At 41.7% G+C, this 15,445-nt stretch carries 16 protein-coding genes and 1 tRNA gene; 11 read left to right on the forward strand and 6 right to left on the reverse strand.

Annotation, left to right across the window (positions count from 1 at the left end; translation table 11 throughout):
- Positions 1-335: 335 nt before the first annotated feature.
- The 5 genes from V7L12_RS15320 to abc-f form a co-directional block, all read right to left on the reverse strand.
- Entirely contained in the window at positions 336-533 is a 198-nt protein-coding gene (locus tag V7L12_RS15320) for an NblA/ycf18 family protein (RefSeq protein WP_334792782.1), read from the reverse strand.
- 637 nt (positions 534-1,170) lie between these two features.
- Positions 1,171-1,908 carry a PP2C family protein-serine/threonine phosphatase gene (locus V7L12_RS15325; protein ID WP_335085320.1) on the reverse strand — a complete coding sequence of 246 codons (738 nt, stop codon included), beginning with the start codon at positions 1,906-1,908 and terminating at the stop codon, positions 1,171-1,173.
- 16 nt (positions 1,909-1,924) lie between these two features.
- A complete protein-coding gene (locus V7L12_RS15330) occupies positions 1,925-3,610 on the reverse strand; it encodes an ABC1 kinase family protein (protein WP_335085322.1) in 1,686 nt (561 codons plus the stop codon).
- Positions 3,611-3,762: 152 nt separating this feature from the next.
- The gene (locus tag V7L12_RS15335; RefSeq protein WP_335085324.1) at positions 3,763-4,089 is read right to left on the reverse strand and encodes a DUF6825 family protein; all 327 of its coding nucleotides are present in this window, start codon (positions 4,087-4,089) and stop codon (positions 3,763-3,765) included.
- Positions 4,090-4,185: 96 nt separating this feature from the next.
- Complete coding sequence (gene abc-f / locus V7L12_RS15340; protein ID WP_335085326.1) at positions 4,186-5,799, reverse strand: ribosomal protection-like ABC-F family protein; 1,614 nt, start codon at positions 5,797-5,799, stop codon at positions 4,186-4,188.
- A gap of 421 nt (positions 5,800-6,220) precedes the next feature.
- On the opposite strand from abc-f, the gene V7L12_RS15345 reads away from it, so the two are divergent.
- From V7L12_RS15345 to V7L12_RS15370, 6 genes are all read left to right on the forward strand, one after another.
- Entirely contained in the window at positions 6,221-6,442 is a 222-nt protein-coding gene (locus V7L12_RS15345; RefSeq protein WP_335085329.1) for a hypothetical protein, read from the forward strand.
- 185 nt (positions 6,443-6,627) lie between these two features.
- Positions 6,628-6,852, forward strand: a complete 225-nt coding sequence (locus V7L12_RS15350) for a type II toxin-antitoxin system HicB family antitoxin (RefSeq protein ID WP_292786002.1) — start codon at positions 6,628-6,630, stop codon at positions 6,850-6,852.
- The gene (locus tag V7L12_RS15355; RefSeq protein WP_335085331.1) at positions 6,845-7,069 is read left to right on the forward strand and encodes a type II toxin-antitoxin system HicA family toxin; all 225 of its coding nucleotides are present in this window, start codon (positions 6,845-6,847) and stop codon (positions 7,067-7,069) included. Before V7L12_RS15350 ends, V7L12_RS15355 begins: the two co-directional genes overlap by 8 nt.
- Before the next feature lie 131 nt (positions 7,070-7,200).
- The gene (locus tag V7L12_RS15360) at positions 7,201-7,539 is read left to right on the forward strand and encodes a DUF433 domain-containing protein (RefSeq protein ID WP_335085333.1); all 339 of its coding nucleotides are present in this window, start codon (positions 7,201-7,203) and stop codon (positions 7,537-7,539) included.
- Between the two features lie 82 nt (positions 7,540-7,621).
- A complete protein-coding gene (locus tag V7L12_RS15365) occupies positions 7,622-7,897 on the forward strand; it encodes a hypothetical protein (RefSeq protein ID WP_335085335.1) in 276 nt (91 codons plus the stop codon).
- 89 nt (positions 7,898-7,986) lie between these two features.
- Positions 7,987-8,730, forward strand: a complete 744-nt coding sequence (locus V7L12_RS15370) for a Uma2 family endonuclease (protein ID WP_335085337.1) — start codon at positions 7,987-7,989, stop codon at positions 8,728-8,730.
- A 12-nt stretch (positions 8,731-8,742) separates the two neighbouring features.
- On the opposite strand, the gene V7L12_RS15375 is transcribed toward V7L12_RS15370, so the two are convergent.
- Positions 8,743-11,484, reverse strand: coding sequence for a CBS domain-containing protein (locus tag V7L12_RS15375; RefSeq protein WP_335085702.1), 2,742 nt, complete (start codon positions 11,482-11,484; stop codon positions 8,743-8,745).
- A gap of 158 nt (positions 11,485-11,642) precedes the next feature.
- Between V7L12_RS15375 and psbZ the strand changes: the two genes are divergently transcribed.
- From psbZ to V7L12_RS15400, 5 genes are all read left to right on the forward strand, one after another.
- Positions 11,643-11,831 (forward strand): photosystem II reaction center protein PsbZ, encoded by a 189-nt coding sequence (gene psbZ / locus V7L12_RS15380; protein WP_292863021.1) that lies wholly within the window; start codon positions 11,643-11,645, stop codon positions 11,829-11,831.
- A 191-nt stretch (positions 11,832-12,022) separates the two neighbouring features.
- Positions 12,023-12,601 (forward strand): 6,7-dimethyl-8-ribityllumazine synthase, encoded by a 579-nt coding sequence (gene ribH / locus V7L12_RS15385; protein WP_292779074.1) that lies wholly within the window; start codon positions 12,023-12,025, stop codon positions 12,599-12,601.
- Between the two features lie 108 nt (positions 12,602-12,709).
- Positions 12,710-12,781: transfer RNA gene (locus V7L12_RS15390), tRNA-Gly, on the forward strand.
- A 686-nt stretch (positions 12,782-13,467) separates the two neighbouring features.
- Positions 13,468-13,875, forward strand: a complete 408-nt coding sequence (locus V7L12_RS15395) for a hypothetical protein (RefSeq protein WP_094348002.1) — start codon at positions 13,468-13,470, stop codon at positions 13,873-13,875.
- Positions 13,876-13,879: 4 nt separating this feature from the next.
- Positions 13,880-15,145: a glutamate-5-semialdehyde dehydrogenase gene (locus V7L12_RS15400; RefSeq protein WP_335085339.1), complete on the forward strand. Its 1,266-nt coding sequence runs from the start codon at positions 13,880-13,882 to the stop codon at positions 15,143-15,145.
- Positions 15,146-15,445 lie beyond the last annotated feature (300 nt).

Consider the following 15,445-nt stretch of genomic DNA (forward strand, 5'->3'; position numbering starts at 1 on the left):
CTAAAGCAGTGGTATCAAAATTATCTCTGAATCTTCCTGTGCAAACATTCCAGTGGATTGTAAAGGTATGCAGGGATGATTCTCACACTAGACTAAACAACAAGAAGTTTGGCTAAAGCAAACAACGGATTTAGCCTGCAATGCTAAAGTTAGTCTAGACTCCAGCAGATATGCTGTAGACAATGTTTACTCATTCTTAGTTAATTTCGTGAATTGAACTTTTGCGCTATCTTGTGGAATTGCTTATCGAAGTTGACGCCCCGACATCCCCAGCTCTTTTCCTCCTTGGAACCAAGCAAGAGAAGGAGGTCGCCCACTGCGACATTAGAACGACTCTATGCCATAGTGGAACCGGAATCTAAGCCCCACTGGTGCTTAAGAAGCTCTTGATAAGTTGCCTCGCGCACGACCATTTGCTCATAGAGCTTGACTAAAAAATCTTTAGCTTGATCGTGGCTCATATTCTGCACCTGAGTAGAAAATGAGCAGATGCTGAATTGCTGTTCTAAGGATAGTTTCATTGGTTGACTCATAATTAATTACTCCGAAAAAACAACGCGTAAAGGTGATATCACTCACAGAAGTCCAAATGGGAAAATATTTGGACTCATATCTGTCCAACATTTGTTCCCCCGTATTACGAAAGATAACAATTGTTTGACAGATTGCCCACATCCCAAGTGTGGACTTTTTCTGCTCTGATATCTTGCACCTAATCCTACTGATATACCACCCAAGTTAACTGAACCATATTCCGGAAAATAAGCTCTATTTGGTCTCAGATAGGTATAACTACCTCCCTAATTCCTTCATGCTTTGCACAAATCTTCTTTAAAGAGAATATCTGGTGCTATGCAAAACCCGTCTTAGTCTTTGTGTTTAAAAAGCCTAAGATGCTGTCTCCCCAAGCGTGGAGGAAGCTTCGGAGGGTGGAGATTTTAAGGAGGTTAGGGAATTAATGGTAATAAGCGTGAATAATAGTCGCTTTACCTTATTACGTGCAAGATGTCAATTTACCAATTTATACAAATTTAGCCTCTTTAGGTCATTTTAGAGGCTAAAAATATTTGTATCAAATTGTAAAAAGGAAAAATGCTCACGCTGAACAAATTACTGAGTATATTTACCGGATTAGTTATTTGTCCTTTGTTTTTGGACGAAAAGCAATTACTAATGACTATTTTCTTCAAGGGAAACGATGACAACTGTAATGTTATCGTGTCCTCCATGCTCTTTGGCAGCCTCAACAAGAGAGATGGCGGCTTTATCAAGCCAAGGACTATCTTGGAGGCAGTTAGCAATCTTCTGTTCGACAAGTTCTTCTGTAAGACCATCACTGCATAACAGCAAGCGATCGCCAACTTTTACATCTAGTGGTTGCACATCGATTTGATGCAAGTCTTCGCGCCCCAAACAACGGGATAATACATGGCGAAAAGGATGTAATCGTGCTTCATCTAAGTTAATGTCACCAATTTTGATTGCTCGTGCTACCCAAGTGTGGTCTTCCGTCACCTGTTGTAAGTGCGACTCTCGGAAGCGATATAGTCGCGAATCGCCAACATGAGCGCACCAAGGCGACTCTGGGGAGCGAAAAATCACTGCTACAACTGTTGTCCCCATGTCGGCGCGTTCAGGATGATTTTGCTGATCCTGCAAAATCGCTTCATTGGCACCCCACAAAGCTTGCTCTAGTAATTCTTGAGAAGACTTAGAAGTTTCCCAATTTGCTACCAAATACGCCTGAATTTCTCCAGTGGCAATTCTACTTGCCTCCTCACCTCCAGCATGACCACCCATGCCATCGGCAACAACAAAAAATCGCCCTTCAGGGTCGATATAGTAAGCATCCTGATTATTAGAACGAATAAGTCCCGGATCGCTAAAACCCGTGAAATTGAGTTTCATAAATTTTTTGCAACAATTAATACATACGATCGTAACGGTCGAGGCGTAAAAGTAATCGGATCAGGATCACTGAAAGCCCTGCTGCAATTAAACCAGGCAGCAGTGCCAACCATACATAATCCTTAACCACTAAAATAGTAGCTGAAAGCGTGAAACCGCTGATTAACAGAGCATAGCTTATTGAGAGCTGAATACTGCTCTGTCGCCGCAGCAGGCGTTCAGTTTCTATAGACCGAACGCGCAAGCGCATGTCTCCCTGCTCTAGCTTCTCTAGTGTATCCTCTAACCTACGTGGTAAACCCAACGCAGTACTACTTACCTGAGCTGCTTGGCGACTTAATTCGTTAAGAAAGCTATTCCCTTCAGAACCATTCATATCGGTTATAAGCTGCATTGCATACGGTTGGGCAACTTCCATAAAGTTAAACTCTGGATCTAAACCTTTGCCTACCCCTTCTAGAGTAGAAAAGGCTCGCATCACGAAAGTGAAAGTTGCTGGAAATCTAAATGGCTGATTATAAGCTATTTCGTAAAGGTCGTCACTGATTGCCGCAACTGATTGGTTCTCAAAGGGCTTATCCATGAAATGATCCAGCATATATTGGACGGAACGCCGCACTGGCCCCATATCATCGGTTGGGGCGATCGCGCCTAAATCGATGAGAGACTGCACAACGCGATCGCCATCTTTTTGAGCAATGCCAAACAGTGTTTGCATCAGTCCTTCGCGGACGTTGGACTTAATCCGCCCCATCATGCCGAAATCATAGAATATTAAAGCACCATTTGCACTAACGGCAATATTGCCTGGGTGAGGATCGGCGTGGAAAAAGCCACTATTGAGTAATTGTAGTAGGTAGGCTTGAGCGCCTTGACGAGCGATCGCCTTTCGATCTAAACCTGCTGCTTCTAAAGCTTCATATTGGCTAATTTTAATTCCAGGGAGATATTCTAAAGTCAGCACTCTGGAAGTAGCGTAACGCCAGTATATTCTAGGGACGTTCACCCAATCGTAGCCGCGAAAGTTCCGGCGAAAAGTATCGGCGTTACGACCTTCGTTAAGATAATCAATTTCTTCCCAAAGAATGCGACAACATTCTTCATAAATACCCAACCAATCTCGTCCACGTCCCCATTTGGGATGGCTTTGAAAGTAGCGGGTAATTCCTTTGAGAATCTGTAAATCTATTTCAAATAATTTCTTTAGTCCAGGACGTTGCACCTTGACAACAACCGATTCCCCAGTATGTAGCACAGCTTTGTGTACTTGCCCCAAGCTAGCAGCAGCTAAGGGAATCGGTTCAAAATTATGAAAGAGTTCAGGAATTTTTTTGCCTAGTTCTTTCTCAACGATCGCTTCTACTTGCTCATAACTAAATGCGGGTACTTTGTCTTGTAACTTGGCTAGTTCTTCTACATATTCACCAGGAAATATATCAGCACGGGTAGAAAACAGTTGCCCAACTTTGATGAAGGTTGGCCCTAAATCCAGTAGAGTATTACGAATCCAAACCGCTTGGGTTTTGCGTCTTGTAGCTTGCTTTACATCAGTCACACCTCCCGGATAACTCCAAGATTTGTTGTATAGCCAAAGTTTGAACAGTAAGGTCAAGACAAAAGACCAAATGTCCACAAAACGCCGTTTGCTAGAGTATTTTTCCCGATTCCAACGGTATGCCTTATCTGAATAACCTTGTTCCATATACTTTGTTTACCGTTGGTTTGCGACCGAATCACTTGGAAGAAAAGACACTCTGATTCCTAAACTGTTTTTTTCTTAAATGTCTTTTGTCACTTGTCTTTTGTCATTTGTACATAATTTTTGACCAATGACCAATGACTAATGACTAAAATTTATGCAGAAGTTCGGCGATAATGTTGCAATTCTGTTCGTAACAGGGCAATTTCGGCTCGTAATTCGTCAATATCTGCTTGCAAGTCACCTGAATCGGAACTGGCTTGCCCAGTACCTGCGGTAGCTTGACCTGCATTAGCTGCTTCTGCTGCCCGATTTGCCCGCTCTAGGACTTCTTCTGTAAACTGGCGCAACTGCTCTCTAGCTTCTGCATCAAATTTGCCCAGATCGCTCAAAGCATCGGTCAAGGCGACCTCTAAACGCTCATTAACTACTTCAGCTACTGCTCTGCCTACGAAAAAGGCTTGCACAAGGGGGTTACTCATAAATTTTTGTTACGTTGATCCGCAAGAAAATTATAACTTGCCTGTATGCTTTGCGGCTTCTGTTGTTGAGCTAGAAATTTACATAAGGCGATCGCTTTATTTATGATATTCCAGCAACTCTTGATAATATTGCTCTGGTGTACTCGGTAAATAAGTTGTCATTTGCAAAGTTTGTTCTCTCAACTTGAAACCTTGGGTAATGTTAATCTGGCTCAGGAAATCGATATCGTGGGAAATTACCCAAAGCGCTACTTGGTAATCATTGATACCTACTACCATTTGTTCAACAGTTTCAATATCCAGGTTATTAGTTGGCTCATCGAGAATCAGTAGATCGATTTCTGAGATACTGATCATAGCGATCGCTAATCTTGCCAACTCACCCCCACTCAGTATGGAAGCGCTTTTGTGAACGTCATCATATTTAAAGAGAAAGTGTCCCAACTGTTGACGCAAAAGCTGATAGCTGAGATGAGGATTGGTAGCTTGCATATTTTCCAGAATTGTGTATTGGCGATTTACCAATTCGTAGGTTTGATCGAGATATACAGCTTTCATTGCTGGTGTGAGCAAAATCTCACCTGATTCTAAAACTGCTGTTTGGTTTTCCACCCCCAAAATTGCTTTGACCAGACTCGATTTACCAGAACCGTTTGCGCCGATAATGGCTATGCGATCGCCAGATGATACATACAGTTGAATATTTTGAATCAATAGACGCTCTGATATCCTAAGATTCGCACCCTGGATATTAATTAGATTTCGGCGCTTTAGATTTTTTTCTTCTAGCTGAATACTCGTTACTTTGGTAGTTTTGACTTTCGTCTCTGCAACTTTTTGATTAGCCTTTGCTACTGCTGCTTCATGTTTCTTCTTCGCAGTTCCGGTAGACACCTCAGCTTTGGTTTTAATCAGTCCTGCTGCCATTCTATCAATACTACCATTCAGAAACTTGGCGCGACCGTTGCGACTAGATTGGGCTGCGCGTTGCTGTTCTTGCATCGCTGTGGCTTGGGTACGTTTGAGTTCCTTTCTGGCGGCTTCGTGCGAGCGCAATGCTACCTCTAACTCTATTTTTTTCTGTTCTCGATAGTGCGAGAAATTACCACCATATATTTTCACGCCAACAGGTGTAAGTTCCCAGGTAACTTCTGTCACTTGATCTAAGAAAAAAGGCTTATGCGAGACAATTACATACGCACCTGTGAAATTCAAAAGAAACTGTCTTAGGCTTTCTAATGCTTGCAAATCCATGTGATTAGTTGGTTCATCGAGCAATAACAAGTTTGGCTCTTGAGCTAAACCAATCGCCAAAAACAATTTAGTAAGTTCTCCGCCACTCAAGTTAGCGATTGGTAAAGAGAAGTCAACTTTGGTGTGGAATTGTGTTTGTAAAATATCCTCAATCTTCCACCATTCATCAGAGATGGAAATCAAAAAATTAAGTACTGTATCTGCTGTAATTTCTGGCTTGATAGTGCTGATTTGTGGTAAATAGTACACAATACCATTACACCACACTGAACCTGTATATCGGTTAATTTGATCTGCAAGTATCTTGAAAAGGGTTGATTTTCCTACTCCGTTGCAACCTACTAAAGCGATGCGATTGCCCGCGTCGATATTCACATGAACTTCTTGAAACAAAGTTCTATCTACGCTGAGGTCATAAGCTAAATTCTCTGCTAACAATATTGATTTTTTCGGCATTATTCTCAAACCTCAATTCGTAAACTTCCACCCGCATGTTTTCCAGAATTACGGGTAGATTAGACACAAAAAAACTCAGCCGCAGACACTTGTCAAGCGATTTTATGTAGATAGGAGTGATGACAATATTTTTAGTGCATGACTATGTGAAGTAACCCTGTCAAACTAGTTGCGTTTATTCTTTGTTGACATTTGTTGCTTCGGCGCAACAGGTGTTTGGTACTACTTCATTTGTGCTATTTCGTTGGAGTTGTAATGAGGTTTGATATTAACTAGAGTGTAGCATGAAGGTATTTCGGAAAGCGAGGATGCGATCGCTTTTTCTATTTCCACACTCCCCAGCCCTACTAGAAAAACTTACAGCAGTTTTATTCTGTCTTAAATACATCTTGTGGGATGGGCTAGGGATTGGGTTATAAATTTGGCTGAAGACTCATTTACAACTGTACTAATACTACTAACATTAGGATTTGGAGCTAGCGCAGGAACTGGGATAATAATGGGCTTTCTAAATCAATTTATTTTGTTAGCACTAACCGGAACCAGTTTACCCGCACTTTCCATGCTGCTTTATTCACCCTTAAAAAGACGTAGATTAATTACTAAATATCGCCAGTCTGAAGAATCTTTAATCAAACCGTAATGAAACAGATATCTAACTTCTTTGAGTCGGATATCTTGTCTTGTTTGTAAGGAAGACAAGATTACACTATCTTTTTTTTGCCTAATCTAAGAATGCGATCGCCTTTTCTTGAAAGCATTAATTTACGGCGATCGCTATAATATTATTGCTAAAATTTATATTAAACCAAACAATAAACAATTTCTATGTCTTACAAAATTAACATTATTATCGAAAAAGATGAAAATGGCTATTATGCTTATTCTCCAGAACTTCCAGGTTGTCAAAGTCAAGGGGATTCATTGGCAGAGGTAAAAGAAAATATCGAAGAAGCGGTTGGACTGTACCTAGAAACTTTATCAGAATCAGAGAAACAGGTACTTTTAAACAAAGAAATTTTCACAATGTTTTTAGAGGTACAACTTGCCTAAACTACCGCGTCTAACAGCCAAGGAAGCCGAAAATCTACTATTAGATGCGGGCTTTACTTTAATACGAAGTAAAGGTAGTCACAGAGTATATCGTCTAAATGACATTAGGGTAGTACTTCCTTTTCATGCAGGAAAAGTGTTACATCCAAAGATAGTACAACAGGTGATAAAAGCTATCAAATCAGATGAAAATGATATCTCTAATGATGAAACTTAATCTAGCTAAGAGTCCGTAGATGCAAAGCAGCTTGTCGCTAGACATCGCATTTTTTTGCCACCTCTTCATGTAGTGCGATCGCTTTTACAAAAAGATTATGACATATCTAACTAACGAATATAGGTTAATCTATGCCTACAAAACAAATCACAGAGTATTTCAACTTCCTGTCTTATGAAGATATTAGACTTAAAGATTCAAGGATTGGGATTGAAACAATTCTTTATGAATACATTGATTGTGGACGTTCTCCAGAAGAAATTGCCCAAATTTATCAAACAATCTCTTTAGAGCAAGTATATGCAACAATTCTTTATTATCTGCAAAACAAAGAAACTGTCAGTGCTTACATGAAAAACTGGATAGAACACGGTCATAGAATGCGAGAACAACAGCGGCTTAATCCCCCGCCAGTGTCAGAAAAACTGCGCCAACTCCGAATTGAAAGACAAGCTAAACAGCAAGCATGACACTGCAATATCTGATTGATGAAAATGCAATCCTGTATATCCAAATCAAATTAGGCTAAGAGAACCTGATATTGCGATTAAAGTGGTAGGAGAATCAGGAACTCCACCAAAAAGTACACTCGATCCAGAAATTCTGTGTTGGTGTGAGGATAATAATTTTATATTAGTGACAAATAACCGAACTTCTATGCCAGTACATTTAGCTGACCATATCGCTGTTAATCGTCACGTACCAGGAATTTTCATCCTCAATCCAAATTTAAGTATTGGTGAAAATATAGAAGAACTTATAATAATTGCTTTGGCATCAGAAGACGATGAATATCAAGACAGCATAGTTTATTTACCATTACCCTAATAATAGGCGATTACCTACAGTACGTTAGGCCTCGCCAACCATAACACTGCTAAAATCAATCCATAACTACTTGATGCTGTATCCATTCTATGACTATTGCTCAAGAATTAGATTCTCAAGAAGGCATCTGTCAAGATGTTATATTCCCCCCTGGCGATTTATATAGCGATGAGCCTCCTTTGGAAAGCGAACTTCATCTAGAGCAAATCATGCTCTTACTCAAATGCCTAAAATGGCTGTGGCGAGATAGAAATGATTTCTATGCGGCGGGAAATCTGACTATCTACTACAGTCCACGCCAACGCAAATCAGAACACTTCCGGGGGCCAGACTTTTTTGTAGTACTGGGATGTGAACGTAAAACCCGTAAAAGCTGGGTAGTATGGGAAGAAGATGGCAAATATCCGAATGTAATTCTAGAAATTTTGTCTGACTCAACAGCTAATACTGACAAAGATTTAAAGAAAACAATTTATCAAGATACCTTCCGCACACCCGATTATTTTTGGTTTGACCCTTACACACAAGAATTTGCAGGATTTCATTTAGTAGATGGAGAATATCAACCTCTGCAAGCAAGTGAACAAGGATATTTGTGGAGTCATCAGCTAGGGTTATACTTGGGAGTTTATGAAGGTTTATTGCGGTTTTTTACACGAGATGGGCAACTAATACCAACACCGGAAGAAACGGCAGAACAGGTACAGCAAAAAGCTGAACAAGCTGAACAAAAGGCAGAACAAGCTGAACAAAAAGCAGAACAAGCCGAACAAAAAGCTGAACGTTTAGCAGCAAAACTGCGGAAGTTAAATATCAATCCAGATACAATTTAGACCAAAGCTATTTCATTTAGGATAGTGTTGCGCTAAAAACTCCTCCGCTTCAGTCTTATCTTTAATTACTCCATCCAAGGTAGCAGCAAGTATATCATCTAATATTTGCCGATATTGAGGCCCTGGTTTGTAACCAAGTTTCTTTAAATCATTGCCATTCAGTAGTGGTTGCACATTAGCCCAAACAGTTAAATATTCCCAAATCTGATGTCTAAGCGATCGCGGACTTTGTACAGCAATTAAAATCAGTATTGGTAAATCATACTGTCGCAACAACTGCATTACTTGACTAGGACTTTGACACTTAGGTAAAGATTCCATTACTTCAGTTTGAGCAGAAGCCAAGTTTTGCAACCGTTTAACGCCATCTTCTTGCAGTTGTAAGTTCTTTGCTACTTTTGCCCGATATTGTGGTGCTAGATGGGCGATTAACGCTTCTAAACGCATTTCCCAATGAATGAGGGTTGGTTGCGGGTCAAATCGCCGCAAACAGCTTTCTAGCAAACGTAATTGTCGCAAGAGTTCTGCGTCTAGCTTCAGGGTAGGATGGATGCATTGCAATGCTTCTAAGTTATCGAGTAACTGTAAAGCTGATTTCCAGTAGGAGGCTTCTAGGATGTGTTTTAATTCTGTTTTCAGTCGAGTTTGCAGGGCTGGAGTTCTGCTATTCTCTTGAGCAGTGCGATCGTAAACACCACTGTTGATTGCATAACGGATAAACTCTTCAGTTTGCGGTTCTATCTGAAATCCGAAGCGCACGGCAAAGCGCACGCCACGAAAAATGCGGGTGGGGTCTTCGATAAAACTATTGGCGTGTAAAACCCGAATTTGTTTAGCTTGTAAATCTAGTAATCCACCAAAAAAATCGAGTAATTCACCAGTACGAGGGGAAGTCAGGCGCAAGGCGAGGGCGTTGATGGTAAAATCTCGGCGATACAAATCTTGACGAATGGAACTCGCCTCAACTTCTGGATTTGCGGCTGGATAAGGATAGAATTCTGTTCTAGCAGTGGCAATATCTACCCATAGAGAATCTAATTCTGGGTCTTTGTGCCACAACAAAGCCGCAGTTTGAAAAGCCCCGTGGATTTCTGAGCGAGCCATAGGGTAAAGTTGTTGGAGTGCCTTTGCTAATTCCACACCAGCACCGACATCTGCTGATTTATGAAAGCCATCAACCACAAGATCGATATCTTTAATCATCAAAGTGCCCGCTACTGCTTCTGTTAATAGCAAATCCCGCACCGCACCGCCCACTAAATAAAGATGCCAACCGCGTTTTTCTGCCTCTTGCGATGCTGTAGTGAGTAATTGCCACAGTTGGGGAGCAAGGCGATTTTGCAATTCAGTGCTGAGAGGAATTTTAGATTTTGTTAGCGCAGCGTTAGCGAGTCTGTGAGCGTCATTTTGAATTTTGAATTTTTGCTCTCCCTCTTGGTCTTCATCCCTTTCTTGATGCAATTCCCGCAAGACATCAGTACGGGTGACAATGCCCATTAACTGCTCATTTTCCAATACTGGTAAGCGTCCAATATCATAAGTCACCATCAGCGACTCAATTTGTGGCAATGTCGTATCTGGTGTAATCGTTTTGAGATTCTTAGTCATGTAGCCCTTGACTGGTGCATGACTAAATCCGTGGTGTAAGGCAATATCAATATCCCGCCGCGAAATAATACCTACTAGTTGCCCTTGAGTATCGACTACGAATAAACCAGAGTGTCCATAGCGTAATAAAATGCGCTGGGCTTCGGCAATTGTCGTTTCAGGCAGAATCGTGCGGACAGGAGAAGACATCAAATCTCTAGCAGTGAGGGGATGGGGAATTTGTACTTTTATCCCGTCAAGGAGTTGTTTTAATATTGCCTGCGAATCAACTCCCCTTAGATTTAGCGATGCGGCTTGCGAATGACCGCCGCCACCCAAGAGTTGGAATAATAGGTTAAGATTCGTTTTGGGAATTTGCGATCGCCCAATTACAATTAAGCGTGAATCCTCTTCACCTAAAGGATACTCATTAGCCAATAGTAGGGCATCAATTTCGGTTAATTCCACAAGTTCCGAAGCTAGGCTCGATAGCTCTGGCACAAAAGCCTCTGTTTTCAGAGTTACCCAAGCAACCGTATATCCGCGTAGACAAATATATTCTAAATTTTCCAGCGCCTCAGTTAATAACTGCTGCAATTGCAAAGACAAGCCAGGGTCACGGTAAGTAGAAATTACTGATAAACTTGCACCTTGTTGCATCAACCAAGCCAAAGCTAAAGCATCCCGTGGTGTGGACTGGTCATATGTCAAGGAGCCAGTGTCAACGTGGATACCCAAAGCCATTACAGTTGCTTCGGCAGGAGTCAAGGAAATTTCCTGTTGTTGTAACTGCTCAACGATTAAAGTTGTGGTGGCTCCTACTGAGTCAATATGCGATCGCGTCGCGGGAATATCTGATTCTTGTCCTAAGTGATGGTCATAAACTATAATCTCTTTTAGACTAAGTAAATCTAACCACTCAGCAGCTTTACCCAAGCGATCGCGCTGTTGTGTATCCACCACAGTCAGAGAGCGAATTTTTTCTGGATTCACCGAACGGCGTTCAATCAGAGGATATTCATCCCGATGCAATGCTAAAAAATCCCGTACTGTAGGATGAGAGCCGCCAGTTAGCACAATCTTGCTTCCCGATAGTAGGCGTGTTAACCCTACTGCTGCTCCTAATGCGTCAAAATCTGCTGTTGTGTGGCAAAGAATTAAATCCATAGTTTTACAGTCATTAGTCATTAGTCATTGATACTTAGACAAAGGACAAATGACAAAAATGTTGCAATTTCTGCTAGCTTAAAAATAATAAGAAAGTGTCAGTGTCGCCCTTTAGGATATTCTATCCTTAGTATTTCGCTGTATTGGGAGAAGCAAAAATGACCATAATATTCCAATTTGCCTTGATAGGTTTAGTGGTGTTATCTTTTGTCCTCGTTGTTGGAGTTCCGGTTGCTTACGCCACTCCCCAAAATTGGGGTGAATCTAAAAAACTGCTCTGGCTTGGTTCTGGTGTCTGGATTGGTTTGGTATTTTTAGTTGGTTTGTTAAACTTTTTTGTTGTGTAGGCGACGGCTTCGCTCTGGCGCAGGCACATAATATAAGAACTAGAGGGGCAGAAAAGCCAAAGTCAAAGGTTAAGGGAAACAAGGGATTTTTCTTTTTCCTGATAACTTCATCCTGACCGCGCTTTCCTGCTCCTCTAGATTTAAATAAGAAATGTATATTGGCCAGAAGTATAGTTGATAAAGAGGCAGTCATGGCAGTTTTCGAGGGAACTTTTACCCAAACGGAGCCTTTGCGGTTTGCAGTGGTGATTGGTCGATTCAATGACCTCGTTACCGGAAAGCTGCTAGAGGGATGTCAAGATTGTTTAAAACGCCACGGTGTAGACCCTAATCCCCAAGGTAATCAGGTGGACTATGTTTGGGTTCCGGGAAGTTTTGAGGTACCTTTAGTAGCTCGCCAATTAGCACTTTCCCATCGTTATGATGCTGTAATTTGTCTTGGCGCAGTCATTCGAGGACAAACACCCCATTTTGATTACGTATCCTCAGAGGTTTCTAAAGGCATTGCCGCCGCTAGCTTTCAAACTGGGGTGCCAGTAATTTTTGGCATTTTGACAGTAGATACTATGCAGCAAGCCCTAGAACGGGCAGGCATAAAAGGTAATCATGGCTGGGATTACGCCCTGAATGCCTTAGAAATGGCTAGCCTGATGCGGCAACTGCGTTCTAACCTGGCAGAGCCATATTCTCGTAATAGTCAGTCTTTGCCAGCCTCTTTTCCAAGTGCCAGCGTTGGTAATTTAACTGTGGAGTCAGAAGAAGTGGGCTAAATTCAGTTATGAGTGCTGAGTTATGAGTTAAAAAACTCAGCACTTTAACTAAATTAAGGGGTTGACAATTACAGATAAATCTGAGATATTAGTATTTGGGTGATGATCGCGGGTATAGCTCAGTGGTAGAGCGTCACCTTGCCAAGGTGAATGTCGCGCGTTCGAATCGCGTTACCCGCTTCCAACTGAAACCTCTTGAATTTAACAATTCCAAGAGGTTTAGTGTTTTTAGGGTGCGTTGAAGTTTTCGTAGATTAGCTCTGCACTCTTGTAAACCCATCCAAATGTGGACAAGTAAGTTAACATTAGCCACAATCCTTATATATTTGGACAAAGAGTTACACACTACAATAGATATTTTAGCAATTCCCGCTCTGTAAACGCTTGTGAACTCCAAGGAGTAGATATTGGACATAATGCCGATCTAACCTTGAGAACTGATAATAATATATAGTTACAGTAGCCTAAAGGTAAATTAGCGGGTTTGTTGATGTGTGTTGTTTACGAGCGTAGCCTTCTCAAAGGATTTGCTTTCGGAGTGGTTGCTACCTATGCTTAAAATTGTACCAGGTGTGTCAGCATAATAAATCCCCAAAAACGCAACCACATTACCTTGAAAGCGACAGATGAAGAGAAGGAAATTTTTAAACAAGATCGCTAGCTACGGGGAAAAATTACAAATAGATAACTCCGTACTGATTTGGGAATTAGTATACTTGAAGTTAGCTGCATCTACTGTTTGTAATCAGGGCAATGTTTGCATCACCTTTTTTTTATGTATATAAAGATAGAAGCCTCTAAGGTGCTTACCAAGGCATTATATTCCCCTAGTTCGTGTAAAACACGCTCAAGTTATTAGAACGCTTGTGCAATCTCAAAAACCCGAAAAAATCGATTTCAATACCGAATACCCCTGTCCCTGTCGTCGCCGGGGTCAGTTAATTCCGATTACGCTGACAGAAGCATTTGGTTGCGATCGCTGTCAGCAAATCTTTGTGGTAGAAGATAATGGTCATGTCCTAGAACAGCTTTCTACCACCTATCCCTACAAACGGGCTTGGCGTTGGATGGGAAATAGTTGGCATGTTGTCCATCCCCGCTTGGGAGAAAGCTATCTGCCTATAGCGCTGGGCATTATTTTCGTGCTAGTGATTATATGGCTGCCATTAGCACTGCGATTAGCAAATGGTTCCAGCATTATTGCTTGGGCAATGGTGGCGGTGCTATTAGCTATCTTACCAGCACTAATGGTCTGGCTGACCTACAGACGTTAACTCAATGACTGTTGAAGTTTTGGATGACCACCCCGAACCGATTACTAGTGCCCAACGAGCCTATCAAGCTTCCCTAAAGTTGGGACTCACAAAGGGAGCAGACCGAAGTCGTGCAGTATTGGCGATGGCACAGGCGATTGAGCGCTCATTTGACGACATTCTAGAAGCCAATACCTTGGATTTAGAAGCCAGTCGGGAAATGGCAGTACCTGAGTTGATATTGGACTGGCTGAAGCTGACTCCCACAAGGCTAGAGATGACAGTAGACATTTTACAACGGTTGGGGGAATTATCAGATCCGTTGCGACGTGTCAGAACCGCTGATTATCAACTGGAAGATTCCCAGAGTTATACCCAGTTAATGCCCTTGGGAGTAATTGGATTTATTTATGAGGCGTTTCCCGATTTAGGGGCGATCGCAGCGGCTTTTTGTATCAAAACTGGCAATTGTATAATTCTCAAAGGCAGCACCGAAGCTAGCCATTCCAACGCCGCTATCGCTGAGGCACTGCAAAATGCGATCGCAGAAGTTGGTCTAGCTCCGGGCTGTCTAGAACTGATCACAGCAGAACATGGTGCTTCGATTCGGGATTTAGTCACCCAAGACCAGTACGTGAATTTAGTTATTCCCTACGGACGTTCTAGCTTAGTGCAGCAGGTAGTCCGACAGTCAACTTGCCCAGTTTTAAAGTCAGCGATGGGTAACTGTTACCTGTACTGGTCGCCCAATAGTAGCTTAGAAATGGTGCGCTGGATGATTCTTAATAGTCATCAAAGTGAACCCGATCAAGTCAACGCTATTGAAAAAGTACTAATTCATCGTCAGGCCTTGCCATCATCTCTAGCAGTTTTGTGGAACAGCTTGATGGAAAAAGGCTTTGAAATTAAAGGAGATGCAGAACTAGTACAAGCCTTTCCTCAGTTGCAGCTAGTGAAGGAAGGCGAATGGGGAAACCCTTATTTAACCAGGACAGTAGCTTTTAAACTGGTGGATAGCTTAGAGGCTGCGATCGCCTGGATTAATGAATACAGTAGTGGTCATGCTGACTCCATCGTTACTGAATCCTATCAGGAAAGTCGGCAGTTTGCCTTGGGAGTTACCAGTGCCTCTACCTACATCAACACTTCCCCGCGTTTTTCCCGCAACCCCTCACGGGGAGATTCAGTGTTTCTCGGTATGTCTAACCAAAAAGGTCATCGTCGGGGATTTATCAGCCTGGAAACCTTGACCACCGTTAAGCACATTGTTCAGGGGAATGGCAGATTTTAAATAATTCGTAATTTATACACTAGAATTCTGAAGTAAGACGATCTCAAATCACCGTGAATAATTAAATTCCCCCGACCTCAACGGTGCAGTTAAGCAAATCTCACAAGTCATCAAACAAACCCTCCAAATATAATCTGGAGGGTTTCAATATAGTCTTAAATATGATTTCGACTATTAGAATATCCGAATTCGGATGTTGTTATCTTGCATTTTGCGGGTATTCGGATATAGCAATCCTATCTGAGTTACCAAAATTGCAAAACACTTAAAAAAGTAGAGAATATGGGAAATTCAGGAAAA

The organism is Nostoc sp., assembly GCF_036918245.1.
GTDB lineage: Bacteria > Cyanobacteriota > Cyanobacteriia > Cyanobacteriales > Nostocaceae > Nostoc.